Source organism: Micromonospora sp. WMMC273 (assembly GCF_027460285.1).
GTDB classification, from domain to species: domain Bacteria; phylum Actinomycetota; class Actinomycetes; order Mycobacteriales; family Micromonosporaceae; genus Micromonospora; species Micromonospora aurantiaca.
On record NZ_JAPZBE010000001.1, the window covers coordinates 5,452,092 to 5,475,943 of the forward strand.

The following is a 23,852-nucleotide window of genomic DNA, read 5'->3' on the forward strand; positions in this document are numbered from 1 at the left end:
CAGTCTCCCCCGCACGGGCCGTACCGCACACCGGCTCAGGAGAGCAGCGCCTCCAGCCGCCGGTTCACCGCCGCGAGCGTGGCCCGCACGACCGCCTGCCGAGGATCCCCGGCCACCAGCGCCGAACCGGCCAGCTGCTCCACCCAGCCGTCGCAGACCAGCAGCACCACCACGGTGGCGACCTCGCAGTTGCCGAACGGCACCACGGCGGCGTGCTCCACGAAGCACCGGCCGTGGTCGCCGGCCGGAACGCCCCGGCCGAGCAACTCGTCCACCGCGGCGGCGGCGGCCACCGCGCAGAGCCGCAGCACGTACCCGTCGACCGCCGGCCCGGTCGCGTGCCCCTCGGCCGTGCGGTCGCCCGCGACCAGGCGGACCTCGGTGGTGGCGTCCAGGCCGAACGTGCTCACCAGGACGTGCTCGATCACCACCCGGGGCCCCGGCACGCCGCCGGTGTCCAGCGGTCGCGACGGCGCGGTCTCCGTCGTGGTCATCTGACCACCGGAGTACGACGTCCCGAGCGTCACCGGGCTGCCGGTGGACATGCCGGTCGGCGCGGCGGCCAGCGACGTCTCGTCGACGGCGGCGCGCCCCCGGTGGGTGGCCTGCCGGCGGCGGCGCGGCGGCTCGTCGGCGTCGCCGGGCGCCTCGGCCGGACGCGTGGCGCGGTCCGCACCGAACCGCGCGTCACCGGAGCGGTTCGCGGCCGGACGGATCACACCGGTCCGCGCCGGCATCTCGTCGCCGCCCGTCTCGTCACCGTTGCGGGCCTCGACCGGCTCGGACTGCGCGGCGCGGGCCTCGACCGGCGGCGGCTGCGTGCCGGGTGCCCGGTTCTCACCCGTACGCGGCTCACCGGCGCGCTCCAGCCGGGCCGAGCGGCGGCGCAGCGGGGCCGGCGGCGGCACGGCGGGCGCGCCGGGCAGGTTCTGCGGGGCGGCGGCCAGGCCCATCCGCTCCTGGAGCAGCCGGGCCACCAGGCGGCTCACCTCGGCCGGGTCGGCGCCGTCGGCCAGGTCGAGCCGAAGGCTGTGCGCGCCGGCCGGGGTGCGGCGCAGCGCGGCGTCGCGTACGCCCGCCACCTCGCGGACCGCGTCGAGGATCGCGTTGACGTCGAAGCCTTCCGGCCGCTCCCGCAGGGGCGCGGGTTCGTCGTCGCGGCGCAGGTGGGTGGCGATGCGGGCGAGTTCGGGGGTCTCGGCGGACGGTTCCACTGCCGGTGGCTCCGGCACGACGGGCACGTCCGGTTCCGAGGGGACGCGCTGCGGCAGCACGGGGGACGGTTCCTCCGGTCGGGGCTCGGCGACCGCGTCGGCGGCCGGCACCGGTTCCGGTGCGGACCGGCGGGCCGCGTAGGGAGGGGCGCTCGTCGGGTGGGGCGCGGGGGTGGGGTCGAACCGCGGCGGGCCGCTCGTGGCGGGCACGTCCGAGGTCGGCGGGGCGGGGACGGCCGCCTCCGTGGGGGCGTATCCACCAGCCTGCGCGGGCGGGGCGCCGGCCACCGGCGGCGCGCCGGGTGCGGGCGGGGCACTCGTCGGCGGGGGGCCCGGGGGCGTGATCAGCGGGGCGACCGGCACCGGCGGCCCGGCCCAGGAGGGCCGCTCGTAGCCGTGCGGCGGTTCGGCGTCGCCCCGGGCCAGCCGGAACGGCCGGGTCGCCTCGAGCGTCGGCTCGGGCGCGGCGGGCGGCTCGTAGCGGCGGGCCGGCTCCGGCCCGGCACCCGGCTCGTACGGCCGGGACGCCTCGGGCTCGGCGGGCGGCGGGTACTGCCGCGTCGCCTCGGGGCCGGGGGCCGGTTCGGCACGCAGCGGCTCGTACGGCCGTACCGGCTCGGGCCGGGGTGGCTCGTAGGCGGCGGGCGGCTCGACGCGGGCCGGCTCGTACGGCCGCACCGGCTCGGGCGCCCACTCGGCCGCGCGGTCCTCGCGGGCGGTGCGGTGGGCGGCGCTGTCGTCCTCCCACTCCCGGCGCTCGGCGGCGGGCTCCTCGGCCCGGCGGGCCGGCGGCTCCTCCGCTCCCCGGGCCGGTGGCTCCTCGGCCCGGCGGGCCGGTGGCTCGTCGGTGCGGGCCCACGGCGGGGCCCAGCCGTCACCCCAGCTCGGGCGGTTCCAGGACGGCCCGGACCAGTCCGGTTCGGCGGCCCTCGGGTCGTCGCCCGCCGGCGGGTCGGCGGCGGCCCGCGGCTCGGCGCCGGTCGCCCGGCCCTCGGGCGGGTGCGCCTCGCCCGGTGCGTGCTCCGCCCGGTTCGCGGCCGGGGGCGGGGTGACCGGCCGGTCGGCCCAGCCCCGGGACAGCGACGGGGCGGATTCGGTGTTGGGCGCGTGGAAGCCCGGCGGCACCTCGAACCCGGAGGCGGCGGCGCCGACCGGCGGGACCTGGAGCGCCGGTGGCGCGGAGGTCGGCCCGCTCTCGGCCCAGCGCGGGGCCCGGGCGGCCGGGTCGTCGGCGGCGTGCCGGGAACCGGCGGTCTCCCCCGGGTCGGTCGGCTGCTCGATCGTCGGCGCCGGGCGCGGGGCCGGCACGGCCAGCCGTTCGCCGTCGGTGGGCCGGGGCGGCTCGTCCGCGGGCGGGGCACTGACCGGCGCCTGGCGGGTCACTGGCGACTCCTCCCCGGCGTGGTGCACGCCGTTGACGTGACGGCCGTTGACGCGGCCCGGTTCCGGCGCGGAGTGGCCGGGCAGCGGGGCCGGCAGGTCGCCGTGCCGGGGCGAGGAGGCGGCCCAGCCGCCGAGGTCGCCGTAGGGCCAGCCGCCGGGCGCCGGGGCACCGCGGGACCAGCCGTTCGGCGGGGGCGCCCAACCGCCGCCGGTACGGGCCGGGTCGTCCTGCCGGCCCGTCCCGTCGCCGTGCTCTCCCGGGGTGGCGGCTCCGGGTTGCCCTGTTTCACTCACCGCGCGCTCCTTGGTCGCCCCCGCTGAGGCTACCGTGTGGTGACAGTGGCGATAAGTTACAGCGGCGGGCCAATTCCGCGACGGGTTCACGAACCCGGACCGGTTCGGGTGATACGTGCCGGCTCGTACGCAGATACTCGGAGGATCCGATGACCGCAGTGGGGAACGGTGCACAGACCGCCGGTCGGCCCACCCGCCTGCCCCGCTCGGCGCGCCGTAAGCAGCTGCTCGCCGCCGCTCAGGAGGTGTTCGTCGCGCAGGGCTACCACGCCGCCGCGATGGACGACATCGCCGAGCGGGCCGGTGTCTCCAAGCCGGTGCTCTACCAGCACTTCCCCGGGAAGATGGAGCTCTACCTCGCACTGCTGGACACGCACTGTGACGCGATAGTGGCAAATGTGCAGGAGGCGATGAGCGGCACCAACGACAACAAGGAGCGCGTCGGCGCCGCGGTGCGCGCGTACTTCGACTTCGTCGACCACGAGAGCGAGGCGTTCCGGCTGGTCTTCGAGTCGGACCTGCGCAACGACCCGGCGGTGCGGCAGCGGGTGGAGCGGGTCGAGCAGGGCTGCATCGCCGCGATCACCGACACGATCATCTCGGACACCGGGGTCAGCCGCTCGCACGCCGAACTGCTCGCCTCGGGCCTGGTCGGCGCCGCCGAGACGGCCGCCCAGTTCTGGCTCGCCGGCGGCCGCCAGGTGCCCAAGGCGGAGGCCGAGGCGCTGGTCGCGGCCCTGTCCTGGCGGGGCATCGCCAGCTTCCCGCTGCAAGGTGAGTCAGCCTGAACATCGGGCCACCGGATCGGATAGCCTTCCCACGGTGGCTTTTTCGCCCCAGTTGAGGAGGCACAGTGGAGGTCAAGATCGGCGTGCAGTACGCGCCGCGGGAGCTGGTCCTGGAGAGCGCGCAGTCGCCGGCCGAGATCGAGCAGATCGTGACCGACGCCTTCGCCAAGAGCGAGGGCACGCTCTCCCTGACCGACGAGAAGGGCCGGCGCGTGATCGTTCCGGTCGGCAAGGTCGCCTACGTCGAGATCGCCGAGGCGTCGCCCCGCGCGGTCGGGTTCACCGTTCGCTGATTCCCGCGGCACCGGCCGCCGTGGCGGGCCTCCCCGCCACGGCGGCTCAGTTGTTCAAGCCGACTGCTGTCATCCGCGCGGTGTGCGCCTCGGTCAGCCGGCGCAGCAGCCCCGGCACGTCCCCGCCGGTCCGCCCGATCAACGCGACGAGCGCGCCCCGGTCGGCGGCGGCCACCCGGCCCGCCTGGGACAGCGCCTCACCGAGCAGCCGCCGCGCCCACATCGACAGCCGCCCGGCCGCCCGGGGATCGGCCTCGATCGCGGCCCGGATCTCGGCCGCGGCGAACTCGGCGTACCGGGAGTCGTGCAGCACGTCCAGCAGCAGCGTCCGGTCCGGCTCGTCCAGGCCGTCGGCGATCCCGCGCAGGAAGTCGTCGGTGATCGCGTCGCCCACGTACGCCTTCGTCACCGCCTCCGCCCAGTCCCGCGGCTCGGTCGAGTCGTGGTACGCCCGCAGTGCCTCGACGTAGGGGGCCATCGCCTCCTCCGGGGTGACGCCGCAGGCGACGAGCCGGTCGGTGAGCCACCTGTAGTGCGCGATCTCGGTGGCGGCCATCTCGCTGAGCGCGGCGCGGCGGCGCAGGTCGGGTGCGAGGCGCGCGTCGGCGGCGAGGCGGTCGAAGGCGAGCAGTTCGCCGTAGGCGACGAGCCCGAACAGGTCGGCAGCGGCGGGGTCGGGGGCGGACACGAACGCAGGCTACCGGCGTCACTGATGTGACTCAAGTCACAACAATTCGCCCCGCGCGCACGGCCACCACCTGGGAATCGGGACGACTCAGGGACCGTTCAGGTACGATGAGACAGTTGCCGTGGGCACCGAATCGGTCACTTGCTGATCAACGCCGGTCCCCGACGCGCGTGCGGCCCGGTCCGGCTCGGCGAATTCGCCCCTGACCGCGTGGCCCGCGCCATACCGATCGCGCCCTGAGGACTTGAGGGGCGCACCACGAGAGGGCACCCCCAAATCCATATGAGCGAGCAGATTTCCGGCCAGCCACTGGCCCCCACCGCCCCGGTCCCCCCGGAGGCACCCACGTTCGCCGCGCTCGGCGCGCGGCAGGAGACCGTCGAGGCGCTGGCCGCCGCCGGTATCACCCGCGCCTTCGCCATCCAGGAGTACGCGCTGCCGATCGCGCTGCGCGGCGTCGACCTGATCGGGCAGGCGCCGACCGGCACCGGCAAGACGCTCGGCTTCGGCATCCCGCTGCTGGAGCGGGTGTTCGCCCCGTCCGAGGGCAGCGACGGCGTGCCCCAGGCACTCGTCGTCGTACCGACCCGCGAGCTGGGCATCCAGGTCGCCAAGGACCTCGACGCCGCGGGCCGTACCCGGGGTGTCCGGGTGCTGCCGATCTACGGCGGCGTGGCGTACGAGCCGCAGATCGAGGCGCTCCGCAAGGGCGTCGAGATCCTGGTCGGCACCCCGGGCCGCCTGCTGGACCTGCAGAAGCAGAAGCACCTGCGGCTCGACCGGGTCCGCGCGCTCGTCCTCGACGAGGCCGACCGCATGCTCGACCTGGGCTTCCTGGACGACGTCGAGAAGATCCTGGCGATGCTGCCGGAGGATCGGCAGACCATGCTGTTCTCGGCCACCATGCCGGACCCGATCGTCACGCTGTCCCGGCGCTTCCTGCGCCGGCCGGTGACGATCCACGCCGGGCACACCGCCGAGACCGGTCCGTCGCCGCAGACCAAGCAGCTCGCGTACCGCACGCACTCGCTGAACAAGGTCGAGATCGTGGCGCGCATCCTCCAGGCCGAGGGTCGCGGGCTGACCATGATCTTCACCCGTACCAAGCGGGCCGCCGACCGGGTCGCCGAGGACCTCGACTTCCGCGGGTTCGCCGTCGCCGCCGTGCACGGTGACCTCGGCCAGGGCGCGCGTGAGCGGGCGCTGCGGGCGTTCCGGGCCGGCAAGATCGACACGCTGGTCGCCACCGACGTGGCCGCCCGGGGCATCGACGTCACGGGCGTCACACACGTGATCAACTACGACTGCCCCGAGGACCAGGACACCTACACCCACCGCATCGGCCGTACCGGCCGGGCCGGGGCCACGGGCTCCGCTGTGACGTTCGTCGACTGGGACGACATGCCCCGCTGGCGGATCATCGACAAGACGCTCGGGCTGGACATGCCCGAGCCGCCGGAGACGTACCACACCTCCGCGCACCTCTACACGGACCTGGACATCCCGACGGACGTCAGCGGCACGCTGCCGACCGCCGAGCGCACCCGGGCCGGCCTGTCCGCCGAGGTCGAGGAGGACCTGGGCGGCGGCAGCCGGTCGCGCCGGGGCGCGCGGCGCGGCGACAGCCGGGGCCGCGAGCGCGGCGACCGTGACCGCGGTCGTGGCCGTGGCCGGGGTGGCGAGGACGGTTCGTCCGCCGGTTCGACCCCCGCGCAGGCCGACGCCGGGGACGACGAGGCCCCGCGTACGCCGCGTCGGCGCCGTCGCCGCCGGGCCGGCGAGACGGTGGCCGGTGAGCCGACCGCGGTGATCGGCACCGAGGGCACGGCCGAGGCCGCCGCCGCACCGCAGGCCGCGGAGGGTGAGGCGGCGAGCAAGCCGCGTCGCCGCCGCCGTCGTCGCAGCGGCAGCACCGGCGCGCCCGCCGAGGCCAGCAACGCCGACTGACGAACACCACGGAAACGGCCTCCCGGACCCCGGTCCCGGAGGCCGTCCCCATCCCCGCCCCTCCCACTCGCCCGCTCCCTCACTCCCCACTGCGACGATCATGAAGTTGGCGGTGGCGCGCACGGCGTGTCGCGCCGTCAACTTCATGATCGCCGGGCCGGGTGTCCCCCGGCGGGCGGCGGTGGGGCCAGGAAAGGTAGGTACTGATGCCGGAAGCGCTGGACTCGGCGCTCGCCGAGGTGCGGGCGCTGCTGCTCGCGCCGGGGCTGACCCGCGCGGTCGCCGCCGGGCGCCGTCGCGGGCAGCGTCCCTCGGTGGTACGCGCGGAGCTGCGCCCGGTCACGCTGAAGGCCGGCCCCCGGTTGCAGATCGCCGTCTCCGACGGATCACGGCCGCACACCCGCAACGTGGCACCGGGTACGGAGGCCGGCGCGGCGGTGGACGAACTGCTCGCCGAGCCGTTCGGCAACTGGCACGTCGAGACAGCCGACGCGACGCTCCAGCTCCGGGTGACCAAGTCCGGCGAGGCGCAGGTGCACCGCGCGGCGGCCAGCCGTCCGGCCGCCGAGCCGGGCGGGCACGACCGGGCCAAGGAGTGGCTGCTCGACCCCGGCGACCCCCTGTTCCGGGAGATCGGCGGCTCGGCTGCCAAGCGCCGCCAGGTCGACGCGTTCCTGCGCGCACTGGCGGCCACGTTGCCCGACGACCTCACCGGCCCGCTGCGGGTGGTGGACCTGGGCTGCGGCAACGCGTACCTGACCTTCGCCGCCTACCGCTACCTGGTGCAGCGCGGCCTGGACGTGACGCTCGTCGGGGTGGACGTGCGCGAGGACCAGCGCCGCCGCAACACCGAGCTGGCCGATCGGCTGGGCTGGGCCGACCGGGTCGGGTTCGTGGCCGGCACCATCGCCGAGGCGCCCGTCGACCCGGCGCCCGACCTCGTGCTAGCGCTGCACGCCTGCGACACCGCCACCGACGAGGCGCTGGCCCGGGCGGTGCGCTGGGGCGCCCGCTGGGTGCTTGCCGCGCCCTGCTGCCACCACGACCTGGCCGCCCAGCTCCGCGCCGGTCAGGCGCCCGCGCCGTACGAGCTGCTGACCCGCCAGGGCATCCTGCGGGAGCGGTTCGCCGACGTGCTCACCGACTCACTGCGGGCCGCGCTGCTGCGTCTGCACGGCTACCGCGCCGAGGTGGTGGAGTTCGTCGACTCCCAGCACACGCCGCGCAACCTGCTCATCCGGGCACGGCGGACGGCGGGCGCGCCCACCGACGGGCAGCGCGCCGAGTATCGCGAGTTGATCGGCCAGTGGGGTGTCACGCCCCGGCTGGAGACGCTGCTGGCCGAGGCGCGCTGAACCGAGGCGCGCTGAACCGAGGCGCGCTGAGGAGCGCCGAGCGCGGCGGTCCTACCGCCCGCGCTCGCCCCGGTTGCGGTCGCCCCGGTCCAGCACCGACACCCGCTCACCGCGGTTCGATGCCCGCTCGCCGTCGTGCGACGCGCTCGGGAACGGCACCACCTTCCCGGCATGCTCGGCGTTGCCGGCGGCGGCGAAGGCGTTCCACGAGATGTCCACCAGCATCCGCTTCAGCTCGGCGTGCCGGAGGGCGGCATTGCGCTGCAACGCCATCCGCGCCCCGAGCACCACCGCGGCCAGTGTGGTGCAGATCGCGCCGGTCGCGGCGATCAGGTGTACGCCGGTCGCGTCGCCTCCGCGTACCGCCAGCACCAGCAGCCAGATCCAGAAGCCGAGAGCGAACAACGCGGCCTTGGCCACGAAGAAGAGGCTCACCGCGCCGGGGCGATGCGGTACGGGACGGTCCGGCTCGGCCATGCTTCTCCTCCATCGATTCCCAGGGTTTCCTCAGCCTATTACCCGAAGTGCATTACCCGAAGCAGGCTTCCGCAGTCGTCGAGTCTCGCCGACAGGACCTCCGGACCGATCAGTCAGTTACTTCTCCGGCCCGGCGTACTAGGCTCGGGGCGCGAGCCGGGCCACCGGAGGAGGGGGACAGATCCACCAGGGATGGGTTCCGCAGACGTTTCGCCACAGATGGCCTTCGCGCGCTTCGTACGCCGGGCCATCGACGCCGCGCGCGAGGAGCGCGGCTGGACGGTGACCGACCTCGCCACCCACACCGGTGTCGGCCGTTCCACTGTGTTCCGCTGGCTGGCCGGCGACTGGCAGGACTACCCCGAACTCGCGAAGGTCCGCGGCTTCTGCGCCGCCCTCGACCTGCCGGTGGCTGCGGCGTTCCGCGCGCTGGGCCTGCCCGACGCCGGCCCGGTGCCCCGCCGCCGGGGTGCCGAGGACGGCCCGGTGGAGGCCGACGTGCGCGTCATCCTGGATCGGCTCGCCGACCCGAACGTGCCCGCCGAGGAGAAGCACCACATCCGCGACCTGCTCCGCTACCTGGCCCGCCGACCGGTCCGCCGGGCCGGCTGAGCGCCGGGCGGGCGACGGGGCTACGGGGGCTCAGGGCACCGTCAGCGTGAACTCGGCGGTCCGCACCACGCCGCCGACCTGGAAGTCCAGGAACATCCGGTAGCTACCCGGCCCCGGCGCGGTCAGCCAGAACGTCACGTCGTCGCCGTCGCGCACCGGCTCCGGGTGCACGTGCAGGTAACCCAGGTCGCCCTCGCGCAACGCCACCAGGTGCCCGTACGCCCCGAGGTACGGCTCCAGCGCCGCCGCCGCGCCGTCCGCGCCGGTGACCCGGAACCGCAGCGGCACCGACTTCCCCACCTCCGGCGTGCCCGCGTACCCGACGCTGAATCCGTCGACGGTGGCCGACGTGGCGGCGGCAGGCAGCGGCCGGGGCCGGTACGCGCCGGACGCGGTCAGGTCGGCGCCGAGCACCACGGCGACCTGGCGGCCGTCGTCGGCCACCGCGGTGAAGTCCGCGTACATCCGCCAGGGGCCCGCGCCCGGCGCCGTGATCGGGACCGACCAGGTGCCGTCGGCGGCCATCGTCGGGTGCAGGTGCCGGTAGCCGCTGAGGTCACGCCGGACCATGATCACGTGCATCGGCTTGTCGTGCACGACGGCGAACCGGGTGACCGCCCGGCGCTGGTCGTCGCGAATCTGGAAGCGCAGCTCACCGGCGCGGTCCGCGACCAGCTCGGTCGACGGCACCAGCGTGTAGCCGGCCGAGGTGATCGACAGCCCGGTCGCGCCGTCGCCGCCGCCCTGCGTGACGGTGGCGCCGTCGTGCGTGTGGGCGCCGGTGCCGGGTGAGTGGGCGTGCGCGCCGCCGTCTGCGCCGCCCGTGGCGACCCCGGCCGTGGCGCCGGCGGGCCGGGCCGGGCCGGCCGGCGCGTTCATCCGCCCGAGACCGAAGCCGAGCAGCACGGCGAGCACCAGGCCGCCCACCACCAGGGCCAGCCGCAGCGTCTCCCGGTCGACGGCGACGGGCCCGGCCGCCCCGGCCGAACCACTCGCGCCGTTCCCGGCCAGCGCCGCGTCCCGGGCCAGCGCCGCGTCCCCGGGCTGCGCAGCGGGAGCGTCGGAACCGGCCTCGGAGTCGTCGGGGACGACGCCGGTGCCGGACGTGACGGACGACGACTCAGGCACCGCCGCCGACCAGCTCGTAACCCGCCTCGTCCACAGCGGCACGCACGGACTCGACGGGCAGCGGCGCCGCGCTGGTGACAGTGGCGGTGCCGCTCGTCAGATCGATCCGGACCTCGTCGACGCCGGGCAGCGCGGACAGCTCCTCGGTCACCGCCTTGACGCAGTGTCCGCAGGTCATCCCGGTCACGGTGTACGTCTGGACGACGGGTCGCTGCTCGGTCATGACCCCACGGTACCGCCGCCCGGGTGCGGGCCCGACGACGGTCCGCCGACGGTGGTGACGCTCGCATTCCGCCCGGCCCGGGAACTTTCCGCGCCGGCCGGGAACCCGCCACGCACCGCCGGGAACCCGCCCGCGGCCGGACGGGTCAGCCGGCCACCGCGAGCGCCAGCGGCAGCACGTCCGGAGCACCGGCCCGGCGCAGCAGCCGCGCCACCATGCCCATCGTCCAGCCCGAGTCGACCAGGTCGTCCACCAGCAGCACCGGCCCGTCCAGCCCGGCCAGCGCGCCGGCCAGATCGTCGGGCAGCTGGAAGGCGTCGTGCAGCGCGCGTACCCGCTGGGCGCTGTTGCCGCGCGGCCCGCCGCCGCCAGGCCCGGCCGGGACGACGTGGCCGAGCAGCGGCAGCCGGCCCACGGCGGCGATCCGCTCGGCCAGCGAGCCGACCAGCAGCGGGCGCGTCCGGGAGCCGACCGCGACCACGACCGCCGGTCGCCGGGGCCACGGGTCGTCGCCGTGCGCCCACGCCTTCAGCACCTCGACCACGGCGGCCACCACGTCGTCGGGCACCGGGCCGTCCGGCGCCTCCGGCCCGACCAGCCCGCGCAGCCGCCCGCCCCAGCCCAGGTCGGACAGGCGCCCCACGGCCCGGCCGGGCAGCGCCTGCTCCGCCGGGGGGATGCGGCCCTTCAGGGGTACGCCGACCGACTCCAACCCGGTCGGCCAGAGCTTCTTGGGCGGGATCGGCACGCCGGGGCGCCCGAGGAACGTCTGCGCGGCGGTCAGCGCCTGGTCGGACACGGTGGCGTCGAACAGCGGGCCGGCGCAGTTGTCGCACCGGCCGCAGTCGGCCGCCCCGCTGTCGTCCAGCCCTTCCCGCAGGTAGCGCATCCGGCAGGCGGACGTCGAGGCGTACTCCCGCATGGCCCGCTGCTCGGCGGCGCGCGCGTCGGCGACCCGCCGCAACCGGGCCTCGTCGTAGACCCAGGGCTCGCCGGTGGCGAGCCAGCCGCCGCGCACCCGGCGGACCGCGCCGTCCACGTCGAGCACCTTGAGCATCAGCTCCAGCCGGGCCCGGCGCAGGTCGACCACCGGTTCGAGGGCCTGGGTGGAGATCGGCCGCTCGGTGTCCAGCGCGGCGAGCACGGCGCGGACCTGCTCCTCGGGCGGGAAGGCGAGCGAGGCGAAGTACCGCCAGATCGCCGCGTCCTCCACGCCCGGCAGCAGCAGCACCTCGGCGTGCTCGACGGCGCGGCCCGCGCGGCCGACCTGCTGGTAGTAGGCGATCGGCGAGGGCGGCGCGCCCAGGTGCACGACGAAGCCCAGGTCGGGCTTGTCGAAGCCCATGCCCAGCGCGCTGGTGGCGACCAGCGCCTTGATCTTGTTGTCCAGCAGGTCCTGTTCGGCGGCCCGCCGGTCGGCGTCCTCGGCCTGCCCGGTGTAGGAGGCGACCGACCAGCCCCGGCCGCGCAGGAAGTCGGCAGTCTCGGTGGCCGCCGCGACGGTGAGCGTGTAGACGATGCCCGAGCCGGGGAGCCGGTCCAGGTGGTCGGCCAGCCAGGCCAGGCGGTGGGCCGGGCTCGGCAGATCGAGTACGCCGAGGCGCAGCGACTCCCGGTCCAGCGTGCCGCGCAGCACCAGGGCGTCACCGAGCTGCTCGGCCACGTCCTGCGTGACGCGGGCGTTGGCGGTGGCGGTGGTGGCGAGCACCGGCGTGTGCTCGGGCAGGTTGGCCAGGAACGTGCGCAGCCGCCGGTAGTCCGGCCGGAAGTCGTGCCCCCAGTCGGAGACGCAGTGCGCCTCGTCGACCACGAGCAGCCCGGTGGTGGCGGCGAGCTTCGGCAGTACGCCGTCGCGGAAGTCCGGGTTGTTCAGGCGTTCCGGGCTGATCAGCAGTACGTCGACGGCGCCGGCGTGGATCTCGGCGGTGATCTGGTCCCACTCGTCCAGGTTCGCCGAGTTGATGGTGCGCGCCCGGATGCCGGCTCGGGCGGCGGACTCGACCTGGTTGCGCATCAGCGCCAGCAGCGGCGAGACGATCACCGTCGGCCCGTGCTGGTTCCCCTCACGCAGCAGCGCGGTCGCCACGAAGTAGACGGCCGACTTGCCCCAGCCGGTGCGCTGCACGCAGAGCACCCGCCGCCGGTCGACCACCAGCGCCTCGATGGCACGCCACTGGTCCTCGCGCAGCCGGGCGTGGTCGCCCGCCAGCCGTCGCAGCACCGCCTCGGCGCGCTCCCGGACGGCCATCCGATCCTGGCTCATCCGGCATTTCTACCAGGGAGGGCGGACGACTCCGGCGGGCCGGACGGCGACGTGGGCGCCGGTGCGGGCGTCGGCGTGGGCGTCGGTGCGGGTGGCAGGAAGATCAGCAGCTCGCGCAGCGAGTCCGTCGCCGCCGCCGGCAGCAGGCACCGTGCGGCCAGCTCCTCCATCGACGTGTACGGGCCGCGCATCCGCCGGTCGACCACCACGTGCTGCGCCTGCGACCGGGTCAGTCCCGGCAGCCCGGCGATCACCTGGTCCGGCACCGAGTTGACGTCCACCAGTCCGCCGTCGTCGTACGCGCGGGGCAGGTCGGGGCGCCCGATGCGCAGGTCGTCCCGGGCCGACGGGTACTGGTAGAGCAGGTAACGGGCGTACTCCCGGCGCAGCCGGTTGCGGTCGGCGTAGGGCCGCCCACGCCAGAGGCCGCGCAACCAGGTGAGCAGCCGGCCGTTGAGCAGCACCACGTGCGGGACGCCCGCCGCCCAGGTGGTAAGCCAGATCACTATCAGGGTGGCCTCGGGTCCGCTGACCTCCTCGGTCTCGCTGCTGCCCAGGACCACCACGAACGTCACGGCCACGGTCAGGTAGTAGATCGCGGCGGCGACGCTGCCCCAGCCCCGGCGCCAGACCCCGTAGAGCAGCACCACCAGCCACGTGAGCATGCCGAACGAGAACAGGGCGACGAGCGCGCCGCCCACAGTCGCGACGACGCTCAACCAGCCGGGCACACCGGATGGACGCCGGGACGGCGGCACGGGGCCGATAAGCGGCGCGACAGGGGGCGAGACCCAGGGCGGCAGGCCGGTCGGCGACTCACCGGGCGGTGGCGGCGGAAACGGACCACCCGGCTGCGCCGAGACGGTGAACTGCACCGGAACGGTGAGCTGAGCCGAGACCGTGGGCTGGGCCGGCGCGGCGGGCTGGGGCGGGCTCTCGGCCGGGCCGGTGGGCAGCGGCCGGGCCGGTGCCTCGGCGGGGGCCGGAAGCGGCTCCGGGCCGCCCGCCCACCTCTCGCCGGGTCCGGCCGGACGACGCGGCGCCTGAGCCAGGAGGTCCGGGTCGGCGCGCAGGATGCGCCGGTGCAGATCCTGGAGCGGCTCGCCCGGCTCGATGCCGTACTCGTCGCGGAGCAGCCCGGCGTAGTCGCGGTAGGCGGCCAGCGCCTCGGCCTGCCGTCCACTGCGGTGCAACGCCAGCATGAGCTGGTGGCGCAGCCGCTCCCGGACCGGGAACTCGGCGACCAGCTCGACCAGCCGGCCGACCAGCTCGCCGTGCCGGCCGTCGGCCAGCTCCAGGTCGACACGCGTCTCCAGGGCGACCGCGCGCATCTCCACCAGCCGGTGCCGGGCCGCGTCGAAGTACGGCCCGGCGAACCCGGTGAACGGTTCTCCCTGCCACAGCTCCAGCGCGGCGCTCACCTCGGCGAGCGCCTCCTCCGTACGCCCGGCCGCCTGGGCCGACCGCGCACGCCGCACGCCGCGCTCGAAGCGCACCACGTCCACCGCCTCGGGCGGCACCCGCAGCAGATAGCCCGCGTCGGTGAGGGTGAGCACCCGGGCCGGCGTACGCGGTGACCGGTCGGGTTCCAGCACCCGGCGCAGACCGGCGACGTGCTTCTGCACCACGTTGAGGCCGTTCACCGGTGCCTCGTCCGGCCACACCGCCTCGACGATCTGCCCGCTCGGCACGGGACGGCCGGCGGCGAGCAGCAGTACGGCCAGTACGGCCCGCTGCTTGGCCGGCCCCAGATCGAGCTGACGGTCGGCGTACCAGGCCCGCTGCGGGCCGAGCACTTCGAAGCGCAGCGCCTCTGACATGCGAGTTTCCGCCCCCGTGTCGCCTGCCGGCACCCACTGTGGCCGACGGCAGTCGGACGGCAGCATATCGGCAGCGATGCCGCCGTGACGTCTGACGATACTTACCCGGCAACAATCACCTGGGAAAGTGAGTCGAACACCATGACGCAGCGATTCGGTTTCGCCGGCAACCTCCGGCGGATCGCGGCTCTCGCGACGGCCGTGCTGGCCACCACCGTCCTGTCCGCGGGGTGCGGGACCGGGGACGCCTCCGAGGGCGCCGGACCGGCGCCGAGCCCGTCGGCCGACCCGAAGGCCGCGCTGCTGGCCGCCGTGCCGGACGAGAAGGACCCGGCCTTCCGGTTCTCCACCATCGAGGGCACCGAGAAGTTCGACGGGCTGGTCGACCCGGCGGCGCGCGGCGTGGAGCTGACCGTGTCGGAGAAGGACCCCGAGTTCACCATGGGAATGACCTTCCGCGTGATCGAGGACGACATCTGGGTGCGCGTCAAGATCACCGGCATGCCCGGCCTGCAGGAGGCGATGAAGCTGCCGAAGCGCTGGATGCTCCTGGACCGCACGAAGCTCGACGACGCCTCGGAGGTGCCGGTCTACCAGAACGCCGACCCGGCCAACACGGCCGCTGTCATCCGGACCGCCGAGACGGTCGAGGATCGGGGCAACGGCACGTACGGCGGGTTCGCCGACCTGACCGCCAACGCCGACATCCGCGAGAACTTCAGCACGGTGGACGTGGCCGCGCTGGGTGAGGCGGCGAAGAAGGTGCCGTTCACGGCCGTGGTCGGGCCGGACGGGAACCTCACGTCGCTGACCCTGGACGTGCCGGCCGCCGGCAAGACGAAGGCGATGAAGCTGGTCGCCAAGTACTACGACTTCGGCAAGGCGCCGAAGCTCACCGCGCCGACGGGTTCGCAGGTGCAGAAGGCGCCGGCGTCGGCGTACGAAATGCTCAACGGCTGACCACGACGTACGCGAAGGGGCGGTGGCCACACGGGGGGCCGCCGCCCCTTCCACGTGTCAGCGGCCGAGCACGGAACCGCCGTTGACGCCGAGCACCTGTCCGGTGACGTACCCGGCGGACGGGCCGACCAGGTAGCGCACCGCCGCCGCGATGTCGTCCGGCACTCCGGCCCGGCCGACGAGCGTGGCGGCGACCCGCTTAGCGTGGCCCTCGGGCGTCATCCGGTCGCCGAAGAACTCGGTCTCGGCCACGTAGCCGGGGCTGACCACGTTCACGGTGATCTGGTCCGGCCCGAGCTGGGCGGCCAGGTCGTAAGCCCAGCCGTGCAGCGCGGCCTTCGCCGCCGAGTACGGCCCGGCGCCGCCGCGCTGTGCGGCGATCGAGCTGAGCAGGACCACCCGGCCGCCGGGGCGGCGCAGGGCGGGCAGGAGCGCCTCGGTGAGCAGGACGGCGGTCAGCACGTTGGCGTCCAGGGTGGCCCGCCACCAGTCCGCCACCCCGCCGAGCGAGTCGGTCGACCCGCCGAGGTAGCCCCCGGCGTTGTTGACGACGGCGTCCACGGCACGGTCCCCGACCGCGTCCACCACCGCGGCGACCTGCCCCGGATCGGTCAGGTCGGCGACGACAGGCGTGACCGCCCCGTCCCGTCCGCTCTCGTCACCGATCCGCCGCGCGGCGGCTTCGAGCACGTCACCCCGCCGCCCCACCACGAGAACGTCGAACCCGTCCTCGACGAGCCCACGCGCCACCGCGGCCCCGATCCCGGTCCCACCCCCACTGACAACCGCAAGCCGCCGCAGCTCCCCCATGAGGTCTCTCCCCTCCCCTTCCCCGCTCTCCCCGTTGATCAAGGACTTTGGGTCATCCTAACCGCGGCATCAGGACACAAACTCCTTGATCAACGGGGTGAAGGGAGGGGGATGGGAGCCGTCAGCGAGGGCGGCGGAGGGCCGTCAGGACGGGGGTCAGGCGGGAGCGGAGGCTGGCCAGGCCGCCGGGGAAGAAGTAGACGGCCAGGATGAACACCGTGCCCAGGACGAACAGGGGCTGGCTCAGCGGGTGACTCAGGAACGCCGGGAGGGCGTTCACCGCGTCGCTGCTGCCGAACGCGGTGAGCCGGTGGTCCAGGTACATGTAGAGGACGCCGCCCAGCACCGGCCCCCACCGCGTACCGGGGCCGCCGAGCACCACCATGACCAGCAGCGACAGCGTCAGCTCCGACGACGTGATGTGCGGGCTGGCGCCGCCGACGATCAGCACGTACACCACCCCACCGGCCGACGCGAGGCCGCCGGCCAGCGTGAACGCGACCAGCTTGAACCGGTACGGGTCGAGCCCGAGCACCCCGATCCGCCGCTCGTCGTCGCGCAGACCGGCCAGCACCCGCCCGGTCGGCGAGGCGCTGACCCGGTGCACCACGAGGACCACTATGGCCAGGTACGCGAGCGCCAGCCAGTACAGGTTCACCGTGTTGGTGACGCCCACCAGGGCAGCCGGCAGCCCCGACACGTCCAGTGGCAGGCCCTCCTCGCCACCGGTGAGGCCGCCGAAGTCGCGGGCCACCAGGATCGCCCCGACCTGCGCGAACGCCAGCGTCACCATGGCGAACGCGATGCCCACCGTCCGCAGGGCCACCGCGCCGAGCAGCGCGGCTAGCGTGGTCCCGCCGATCACCGTGAGCACTGCCGCCTGCCACAGCGGCAGCCCGGCCTTGGTGACCAGGATGTCGGTGCCGTAGACCCCGGCGGCGAAGTAGAGGGCGTGGCCGAAGGAGAGCATCCCGGTACGCCCGAACAGCAGGTCGTAGCCGGCCGCGAGCCCGCCGAACACCAGGCAGATGGCGAGCAGTTGCAGCGTGCCGGGCGAGTTCAGCGGCCCCTCGAAGATCCCGGGCAGGTGCAGCGTGGAGTACGGCAGCACGGCCGCCACCACCAGGGCCACCAACGGCAGGTACGGACGCAGGCCGTGCCAGCGGGAACGCCCGGGGGTCAGTTCGTCGGGCACCTGCGCCGGAGGCGCGTCGACCACCGAGTTGGTCATGCGTGAGCCACCTTTCCGGCCAGGCCCTGCGGACGCAGCAGCAGCACCACGGCGAGCAGACCGACCACGCACAGGTCGCCCAGCCCGGACGTGCCGTAGTAGTTGACGAACTGTTGCAGCAGCCCCACCGCGACCGCCGCGTACGCGGACCCGACCACCGAGCCCATCCCGCCGATCACCACCACGATGAACGCGAAGATCAGCAGTGAGCCGCCCTGCCCCGGCGAGACGGTGCCGAAGTAGACGCCACCGAGCGCGCCGGCCAGCGCGGCGGCGGCCCCGCCGATCGCGAAGACCAGCGTGAACGCCTTGCGCACGTCGATGCCGAGGGCTGTCACCATCTCCCGGTTCTCCACGCCGGCCCGGATGATCAGGCCGTACCGGGTCCAGCGCAGGAACGCCAGCAGCGCCCCGAGCACCACCGCGGCGGCGACGATCAGCAGCAGCCCGGCGTTCGGCACCTGGGCGCCGAGCACCGATGTCACGCCCCGGCTCCAGTCCGGGCGCGGGAACGGCCGCGGGTCCGCGCCCCAGGTGGCCTGGAGCAGCGCCACCCCGGCCAGTGAGAGGCCGACGGTGACGAGCACCTGTTCGATGGTGCGGGAGTAGAGCGGCCGGATCAGCACCAGCTCCACCAGCACCGCGACGAGCGAACCGGCCAGCACACCGAAGACGACAGCCAGCACGAACCCGAACCCGTCCGGTCCGGCGCCGGGCAGGTTGCCCGAGGCCCACCAGGTCGCGTACGCGCCGACGCCGAGGAACAGCCCGTGCGCGAAGTTGAGCACGTCGGCGAGGCCGAACACGAGGGACAGGCCGGAGGCCACGAGGAAGTAGAGCGCCGCCAGGCCCAGCCCGGTCAGCGTCAACAGGACCACCGTGTTCACGCGTGCACCTCCCCGGAGCCAGAACCCACACCGAGCAACGACTTCGTCAGCGCCGTCTCCAGCAGCAGCTCGCGGGCGTCGCCGGTCCAGGCGACCTTGCCGGCGGAGAGCACCACCGCGTCGGTCGCCAGCCGCCGTACCACCGCCAGGTTCTGCTCGACCAGCAGCACCGGCACGGATTCCGCGACCCGTTCCAGCACCTCGGCCACCTCGGTCACCACCTTCGGTGCCAGCCCTTTCGTCGGCTCGTCGACAAGCAGCAGCCGGTTGTCGTTCAGCAGCACCCGGCCGATCGCGAGCATCTGCTGCTGCCCGCCGGACAGCGAGCCGGCCCGTTGCCGTCCGCGCCGCTCCAGCTCCGGGAAAAGAGCGAAGACCTTGTCGTACGCGGGCGTGACGCCCCGCCGCTCGGCCAGCCGCAGGTTCTCCGCGACGGTGAGCGCGGCGAAGACGCAGCGGTCCTCCGGCACGTAGCCGAGGCCGTCGCGGACCAGCCGGTGAGTGGGGCGGGCCAGCAGGCTGCGCGCTCCCATGCGTACGCTGCCGCGCACCTCGCCGCCGCGCGGCGTCAGCCCGACGATCGCGCGCAACGTGGTGGTCTTGCCGACGCCGTTGCGCCCGAGCAGCACCGTGACGCCGGTGGGCGCGACCTCGAACGACACCCCCTGGAGGATGTGCAGCCCGGCGATCCGCACGGACAGGTCCGCCACGGACAGGACAGGTTCCGCCATTAGAGCGCCTCCCCCAGGTACGCCTCCTGCACGGTGGCGTTCGCCATCACCGTGTCCGGGGTGTCGCACGCCAGCAGCGCGCCGTGGTGCATCACGGCGATCCGGTCGGCCAGTTCCAGGATCACGTCCATGTGGTGTTCCACCATGAGCACCGCCCGGCCGCTGTCGCCGGTCAACGACTTGATCACGCTGACCAGCTCGGGCACGTCCTCGGCGCTCACCCCGGCCATCGGCTCGTCCAGCAGCATCACCCGGGGCTCACCGGCGAGCAGCAGCGCGATCTCCAGCTTGCGCTTCTCGCCGTGGGCAAGGGTGCCGGCGAGCGCCGTACCCCTGTGGTGCAGGCCGACCCGGTCGAGCGCCGCGTCGGCGGCGGCGGCCACCTCCCGGTCGGCCGCCGCCCGCCGCCACAGCTTCATCGAGCCACCCCGGTGTGCCTGTACGGCGAGCCGGACGTTCTCCCGCACGCTCAGCGAGCCGAAGACCGAGGACGCCTGGAAGGTACGCCCCAGTCCGAGCCGGGCACGCCGGTGCGGCGGGAGCGCGGTGATGTCCGCGCCGTCCAGCAGGACCGTGCCCTCGGTGGGCCGGCGCAGGCCGGTGATCAGGTTGAACAGGGAGGTCTTGCCGGCGCCGTTGGGCCCGATCACGCCGAGGAACTCCCCCGGCGCCAGATCGAGGTAGACGGAGTCGACGATGGCGACCTCACCGATCCGCCAGGTCAGACCGCGGGTGGCGAGCACGGGTCAGCCCTTCATCTGCGCGACCGGCGGCGCGCTCTCGTCACCGGTGAGCGACTTCTGCGCGGTCGCCGTGAAGGCGGTGCCGCTGCCGGAGAGCTTCGCCTGGTACATCGGCTGGAGCAGGGCGTGGTCCTCGGCGCGGATCTTCATGGTGCCCTTGACGCCCTCGAACTCCCAGCCCTCCAGCGCCTTGACCATCTTCTCCACGTCGTCGCCGCCCTCCTGCACGGCCCGGACGACCATCTGCGCGGCGGCGAACCCGTCCGGGTGGAACAGGTCGAGCGTGCCGCCCGGCACCTTCGCCTTCGCGGCCTTGGCGGCCTCGGTGTCGCTCGCCCCGTCGAAGTAGTGCGACAGGAACGAGATCTTGCTGCCGGCCGCGCCGAACGTCGGCCACGAGGCGCGGATGTCCAGGCCGGTGACGACGGTGGTGGAGGCGAGGACGCCCTGCTGGTCGAGCGTCTGCCACATGGCGCCGGCGGTGGTGCCCGCCCAGGCGACGAAGAGCAGGTCCGGCTTGGCGGCCTTGATCTGGCTGGCGAACGGCGTGAACTCGGTGGCGCTGGCCGGGGCCCGGACGCTGCTCACGTTCGCGCCGGCGCCGCCGATGACGGCCTTGACGGCGGCCTCGTTCGCGTCGCCGAACGCGCCGTCCTGCGCGAACACGACGACCTTCTTGCCGCCCGCGTCGCCGATGAACGACCGGGCGGTCACCACGTCCTGCCACGACTGCCGGCCGGAACGGAACGTGTACTTGTTCGCGCCGGTCACCGCGTCCGTGGCGGCCGGGCCGGAGATGAACAGCACCTTGTTCTGCGCGGCGATCGGCGCCACCTGGAGCGCCACCCCGGAGGAGGTGGACCCGGCGATGATCTTCGTACCCTTGCCGATCAGGTCCTTCGCGGCGGACACGGCCTTGGCCGGGTCGCCCGCGTCGTCGGCCTCGGTCACCTCGATCGTGCGGTCACCGACCTTGCCGGTGCCCTTCGTGGCGAAGTCGAGGCCCGCCTTGAAACCCTCGATGTACTGCTTGCCGTAGCTGGCGAGCGGCCCGGACTGGGAGTAGACCAGACCGACCTTGACCGGGGCGGCATCGCCGCCGCCGGATGCGGTGTCCTGCGGGCTGCCACAGGCCGTGGCGGCCAGAGCGACCGCCACCGAGGTGGCGGCGGTAAGGAACACCCGTCGCGTGTGCCGGATCGTCATTGCGACTCCAGGTGAGGACAGGGGGAATGTCAGTTGTCGGCTCACGCTAGAAGTGACGTCACCCACGGGCTATGTGGTCGGCGCACACAAGTCCCCGGGACGGGGTGGCCGCACGTTACAACGCCGGACATCGCCACGTAACCGCACCGACCCGGGATGGCCGTACCCACCACGCACGCCGCGCCGGGAATGTCGCCCCACGCCATCGCGCCCCGCTCACCGCCCGCCGCAGTCCCCGTCGTGGTCGGCCGCCCGTGCGCATCGTCGGCCACCGCCGCGCGGGCGGTCGCACCAGACCCAGTGGCGTACGGACTGCTCGTCCTCCCGCGACACGGTGGTCCCGGCGCGCTCCACGTCGGCCAGGAACCCGAGAGCCCGGCAGATGGCCCGCGCGAACCCCCGCGCGCCGTCGAGGTCGGCCGCGAGAATCGGCAGGTGTACGACGAACCGCTCCCGGCTCACCGCTGCGCGCCCGGCGCGAACCGGGACTGCCAGCTCTTGAGCGCCGCCTTGATGCGGGTGTTCTCCTCGGCGTACCGGGATGCGTCACGCCGGGCCAGAGCCAGGTCACCCGCCACCCGGTAGAGGAAGGCGTGCACCTCCGCCGGGTCGAGCCCGTGCCGAACGGTGCGGAACCTCCGCTCGCGGATCTGCCCGACGCTCAGCGGCCGGCACGAGTCCGAGCGGTACCAGCCCTGGTTGGGCGACCCTCCCTTGCCACGTCGCCGGGTTGGCTGGAACAGGTTGAGCACGTTACGCACGCCGATCCTCCTCACCGAGCCGTGGAGGCGACCCGCCCGCAGACAGGGGACGCGGGCGGGCCGCCGACCCCGAGACCGCAGCCCGTTCGGCGGTACGACCCCGGAGCCCAATCCGGGTCCGACTCCCGAGGTTTGCCGAACCAACCGGAGCCGGACGCGACCCAACCTACACCAGTATCTGGTTATGCGCGAGCCTCCACTCTCGACGTGCTGGGCAACTTGTTGCAGTTACTTGTGCAGGTAGGGCAGGATCGGATTCGCCGAACCAACCGGAGTCCCCACCATGCCCACAGCAGAAGCACCGTTCCGCCGTATCGCCAACGACATCGCCGCAAAGATCAAGAGTGGCGAGCTGAAGCCGGGCGACAGGCTGCCCTCAACCCGCGAGTTGGCCGAGACCTACGGCGTCCACATGAACACGGCCTACCGCGCGATGTCGCTGCTGCACGATCGCGAACTGATCACCGGCCAGCCCGGCCGAGGCACCTACGTAGCCGAACCCCCGAGCTGATCGACTCCACTACGCCGAGGTGGCGGCATCCCGCCCGGAAGCAGCCACCTCCCCGAAGCGGCGCCCGCCCCCGCCGCGCCCCGCCGATCGCACCCCTCACCCCGCCCGTCGCCGCCCCGCCGATCTTGGAGTTGTGGCGCCTCAGATGCCCGCTTCGCGGCTTACGCGAGGCACCACAAGTCCAAGATCGACGAGGAAGCCCCTCCACGAGTGCGATCTTGGTACGAGCCGGCCCTCAGAAGGGCCGTTTCGTACCAAGATCTCGGGGGCGGGTGAGCGCGACGGCCCAGAAACGCGCGGACGGGGTGCCCGCCGGGACGGCGGGCACCCCGGAAAGAGTGCAGGGTCAGCGGCCGGCTCGGGCGGCCACCGCCGTGTCGGGGTGGTCGCTGAACACGCCGTCCAGGCCCAGGTCGAAGAACAGCTCGTACTCGGACGTGATGTCACCACGCGCGTTCGGGTCGGTGCCGATCCGGAAGTCCACAGGCAGGAACTGGTTCTCGGCCCGGAACGTCCACGCGTGCACCACCAGCTTCTGCCGGTGCGCGTCCCGGATCACCGACGTCGGCGCGAGCAGCCGTCCGGCGGAGTCCCGGGGCACGATCAGGTTCTTGTTCAGGCCGACGCCGTCGGCGTACCGGGAGATCCAGGCCAGTCCCGCGGGCGTCGCAAGGTCCGCGTACGTCCGCTTGTCGCCGCCCGCGACGAAGTCGTAGGGCGCGCCGGACGCGTCCATGAGCTGCACCAACCGTACGTCGATCATCGTGTCGAGCTTGCGCAGGTTGGCGGTCTCGAAGCTCTGCACGAACACCGGGTCGTTCCGGTGGGTGAGCCGGTTGCGGCGCAGCACCGCCACCAGCGGCTCCTCCAAGGCGCGACCGATCGAGGCGAAGTAGGTCGGGTGCTTGGTCTCCGGGTAGACGCCGATGGTCCGGCCGCGGGCCTTCGACTCGGTCCGCGCCAGGTCGATGACCTCCTGGAACGTCGGGATCTCGAATTTGCCGTCGAACGCGGTGTTGGCGACCCGCACCTGCGGCAGCCGCTCCTTGGCCCGCAGCGTCTTCAGCTCGGCCAGCGTGAAGTCCTCGGTGAACCAGCCGGTGACTGTCACCCCGTCGATGGTCTTCGTCGCCTTGCGGGCGGCGAACTCGGGGCGGGCGCCCACGTCCGTCGTACCGGAGATCTCGTTCTCGTGCCGCGCGACCAGGACGCCGTCCCTGGTCGAGACCAGGTCCGGCTCGATGAAGTCGGCGCCCTGGCGGATGGCGAGCCGGTAGGCCTCCAGGGTGTGCTCCGGGCGGTAGCCGCTCGCGCCGCGGTGACCGATCACGATCGGCCGCTGAGCCGGGCGGGCCTGCTCGGCGGCGCGGTGGTCGGGGCCGGCCTGGGCGGTCACGGCCGGCACCACCACTGCGGCCGCCGCGAGCAGCGCGCCGGCCACGCCGAGGGCGGAAAGGGTACGTCGCAACGCCGTCTCCTGTCGTCGATGGGTACGCACAGCAGACCGGGCGTGGTTGACCGCCAGTT

General features: G+C 74.1%; 23 protein-coding genes. 7 read left to right on the forward strand and 16 right to left on the reverse strand.

What is annotated here, in order from left to right; genetic code table 11:
* Positions 1-35: 35 nt before the first annotated feature.
* Complete coding sequence (locus O7611_RS25295; protein WP_194801465.1) at positions 36-2,891, reverse strand: hypothetical protein; 2,856 nt, start codon at positions 2,889-2,891, stop codon at positions 36-38.
* 149 nt (positions 2,892-3,040) lie between these two features.
* Here O7611_RS25295 and O7611_RS25300 point away from each other — a divergent pair, with 149 nt between their 5' ends.
* Both O7611_RS25300 and O7611_RS25305 read left to right on the forward strand, forming a co-directional pair.
* The gene (locus tag O7611_RS25300; protein WP_194801466.1) at positions 3,041-3,679 is read left to right on the forward strand and encodes a TetR/AcrR family transcriptional regulator; all 639 of its coding nucleotides are present in this window, start codon (positions 3,041-3,043) and stop codon (positions 3,677-3,679) included.
* Between the two features lie 65 nt (positions 3,680-3,744).
* Positions 3,745-3,972, forward strand: a complete 228-nt coding sequence (locus O7611_RS25305; RefSeq protein ID WP_013288692.1) for a DUF3107 domain-containing protein — start codon at positions 3,745-3,747, stop codon at positions 3,970-3,972.
* A gap of 46 nt (positions 3,973-4,018) precedes the next feature.
* Here the strand turns inward: O7611_RS25305 and O7611_RS25310 are convergent, their stop codons facing one another.
* Positions 4,019-4,660 (reverse strand): ferritin-like fold-containing protein, encoded by a 642-nt coding sequence (locus O7611_RS25310; protein ID WP_269697688.1) that lies wholly within the window; start codon positions 4,658-4,660, stop codon positions 4,019-4,021.
* A gap of 282 nt (positions 4,661-4,942) precedes the next feature.
* On the opposite strand from O7611_RS25310, the gene O7611_RS25315 reads away from it, so the two are divergent.
* Positions 4,943-6,607, forward strand: coding sequence for a DEAD/DEAH box helicase (locus O7611_RS25315; protein ID WP_194801468.1), 1,665 nt, complete (start codon positions 4,943-4,945; stop codon positions 6,605-6,607).
* Positions 6,608-6,813: 206 nt separating this feature from the next.
* Positions 6,814-7,962 carry a class I SAM-dependent methyltransferase gene (locus O7611_RS25320; protein ID WP_194801469.1) on the forward strand — a complete coding sequence of 383 codons (1,149 nt, stop codon included), beginning with the start codon at positions 6,814-6,816 and terminating at the stop codon, positions 7,960-7,962.
* Between the two features lie 51 nt (positions 7,963-8,013).
* Here O7611_RS25320 and O7611_RS25325 read toward each other — a convergent pair whose 3' ends face one another.
* Positions 8,014-8,439 carry a hypothetical protein gene (locus O7611_RS25325; RefSeq protein WP_269697689.1) on the reverse strand — a complete coding sequence of 142 codons (426 nt, stop codon included), beginning with the start codon at positions 8,437-8,439 and terminating at the stop codon, positions 8,014-8,016.
* A 192-nt stretch (positions 8,440-8,631) separates the two neighbouring features.
* On the opposite strand from O7611_RS25325, the gene O7611_RS25330 reads away from it, so the two are divergent.
* Complete coding sequence (locus O7611_RS25330; protein ID WP_026268433.1) at positions 8,632-9,051, forward strand: helix-turn-helix domain-containing protein; 420 nt, start codon at positions 8,632-8,634, stop codon at positions 9,049-9,051.
* A 30-nt stretch (positions 9,052-9,081) separates the two neighbouring features.
* On the opposite strand, the gene O7611_RS25335 is transcribed toward O7611_RS25330, so the two are convergent.
* The 4 genes from O7611_RS25335 to O7611_RS25350 all read right to left on the reverse strand — a co-directional run bounded on the left by O7611_RS25335 (position 9,082) and on the right by O7611_RS25350 (position 14,485).
* Entirely contained in the window at positions 9,082-10,179 is a 1,098-nt protein-coding gene (locus O7611_RS25335) for a hypothetical protein (protein ID WP_269697690.1), read from the reverse strand.
* Entirely contained in the window at positions 10,172-10,402 is a 231-nt protein-coding gene (locus O7611_RS25340) for a heavy-metal-associated domain-containing protein (protein ID WP_013288699.1), read from the reverse strand. Before O7611_RS25340 ends, O7611_RS25335 begins: the two co-directional genes overlap by 8 nt.
* 145 nt (positions 10,403-10,547) lie before the next feature.
* Complete coding sequence (locus O7611_RS25345) at positions 10,548-12,665, reverse strand: RecQ family ATP-dependent DNA helicase (protein WP_269697691.1); 2,118 nt, start codon at positions 12,663-12,665, stop codon at positions 10,548-10,550.
* Positions 12,662-14,485 carry a BTAD domain-containing putative transcriptional regulator gene (locus O7611_RS25350; RefSeq protein WP_269697692.1) on the reverse strand — a complete coding sequence of 608 codons (1,824 nt, stop codon included), beginning with the start codon at positions 14,483-14,485 and terminating at the stop codon, positions 12,662-12,664. Before O7611_RS25350 ends, O7611_RS25345 begins: the two co-directional genes overlap by 4 nt.
* Before the next feature lie 141 nt (positions 14,486-14,626).
* Here O7611_RS25350 and O7611_RS25355 point away from each other — a divergent pair, with 141 nt between their 5' ends.
* Positions 14,627-15,445, forward strand: coding sequence for a hypothetical protein (locus O7611_RS25355; protein WP_194801474.1), 819 nt, complete (start codon positions 14,627-14,629; stop codon positions 15,443-15,445).
* A gap of 57 nt (positions 15,446-15,502) precedes the next feature.
* Here O7611_RS25355 and O7611_RS25360 read toward each other — a convergent pair whose 3' ends face one another.
* The 8 genes from O7611_RS25360 to O7611_RS25395 all read right to left on the reverse strand — a co-directional run bounded on the left by O7611_RS25360 (position 15,503) and on the right by O7611_RS25395 (position 21,814).
* Positions 15,503-16,255, reverse strand: coding sequence for an SDR family NAD(P)-dependent oxidoreductase (locus O7611_RS25360; RefSeq protein WP_194801475.1), 753 nt, complete (start codon positions 16,253-16,255; stop codon positions 15,503-15,505).
* A 121-nt stretch (positions 16,256-16,376) separates the two neighbouring features.
* Complete coding sequence (locus O7611_RS25365; protein WP_194801476.1) at positions 16,377-17,486, reverse strand: branched-chain amino acid ABC transporter permease; 1,110 nt, start codon at positions 17,484-17,486, stop codon at positions 16,377-16,379.
* Entirely contained in the window at positions 17,483-18,373 is an 891-nt protein-coding gene (locus O7611_RS25370) for a branched-chain amino acid ABC transporter permease (RefSeq protein ID WP_091426567.1), read from the reverse strand. The genes O7611_RS25365 and O7611_RS25370 overlap by 4 nt, the downstream gene beginning before the upstream one ends.
* Complete coding sequence (locus O7611_RS25375) at positions 18,370-19,104, reverse strand: ABC transporter ATP-binding protein (RefSeq protein WP_194801477.1); 735 nt, start codon at positions 19,102-19,104, stop codon at positions 18,370-18,372. The genes O7611_RS25370 and O7611_RS25375 overlap by 4 nt, the downstream gene beginning before the upstream one ends.
* Positions 19,104-19,847 carry an ABC transporter ATP-binding protein gene (locus O7611_RS25380; RefSeq protein ID WP_013288706.1) on the reverse strand — a complete coding sequence of 248 codons (744 nt, stop codon included), beginning with the start codon at positions 19,845-19,847 and terminating at the stop codon, positions 19,104-19,106. Before O7611_RS25380 ends, O7611_RS25375 begins: the two co-directional genes overlap by 1 nt.
* A 3-nt stretch (positions 19,848-19,850) precedes the next feature.
* A complete protein-coding gene (locus O7611_RS25385) occupies positions 19,851-21,053 on the reverse strand; it encodes a substrate-binding domain-containing protein (protein WP_128136766.1) in 1,203 nt (400 codons plus the stop codon).
* 216 nt (positions 21,054-21,269) lie between these two features.
* Entirely contained in the window at positions 21,270-21,515 is a 246-nt protein-coding gene (locus tag O7611_RS25390; protein WP_194801478.1) for a hypothetical protein, read from the reverse strand.
* The gene (locus O7611_RS25395) at positions 21,512-21,814 is read right to left on the reverse strand and encodes a DivIVA domain-containing protein (protein ID WP_120573023.1); all 303 of its coding nucleotides are present in this window, start codon (positions 21,812-21,814) and stop codon (positions 21,512-21,514) included. The genes O7611_RS25390 and O7611_RS25395 overlap by 4 nt, the downstream gene beginning before the upstream one ends.
* A 283-nt stretch (positions 21,815-22,097) precedes the next feature.
* Here O7611_RS25395 and O7611_RS25400 point away from each other — a divergent pair, with 283 nt between their 5' ends.
* Positions 22,098-22,325: a GntR family transcriptional regulator gene (locus O7611_RS25400; protein ID WP_013288708.1), complete on the forward strand. Its 228-nt coding sequence runs from the start codon at positions 22,098-22,100 to the stop codon at positions 22,323-22,325.
* 346 nt (positions 22,326-22,671) lie between these two features.
* Here O7611_RS25400 and O7611_RS25405 read toward each other — a convergent pair whose 3' ends face one another.
* Positions 22,672-23,793 carry a glycerophosphodiester phosphodiesterase gene (locus O7611_RS25405; protein WP_194801480.1) on the reverse strand — a complete coding sequence of 374 codons (1,122 nt, stop codon included), beginning with the start codon at positions 23,791-23,793 and terminating at the stop codon, positions 22,672-22,674.
* Positions 23,794-23,852 lie beyond the last annotated feature (59 nt).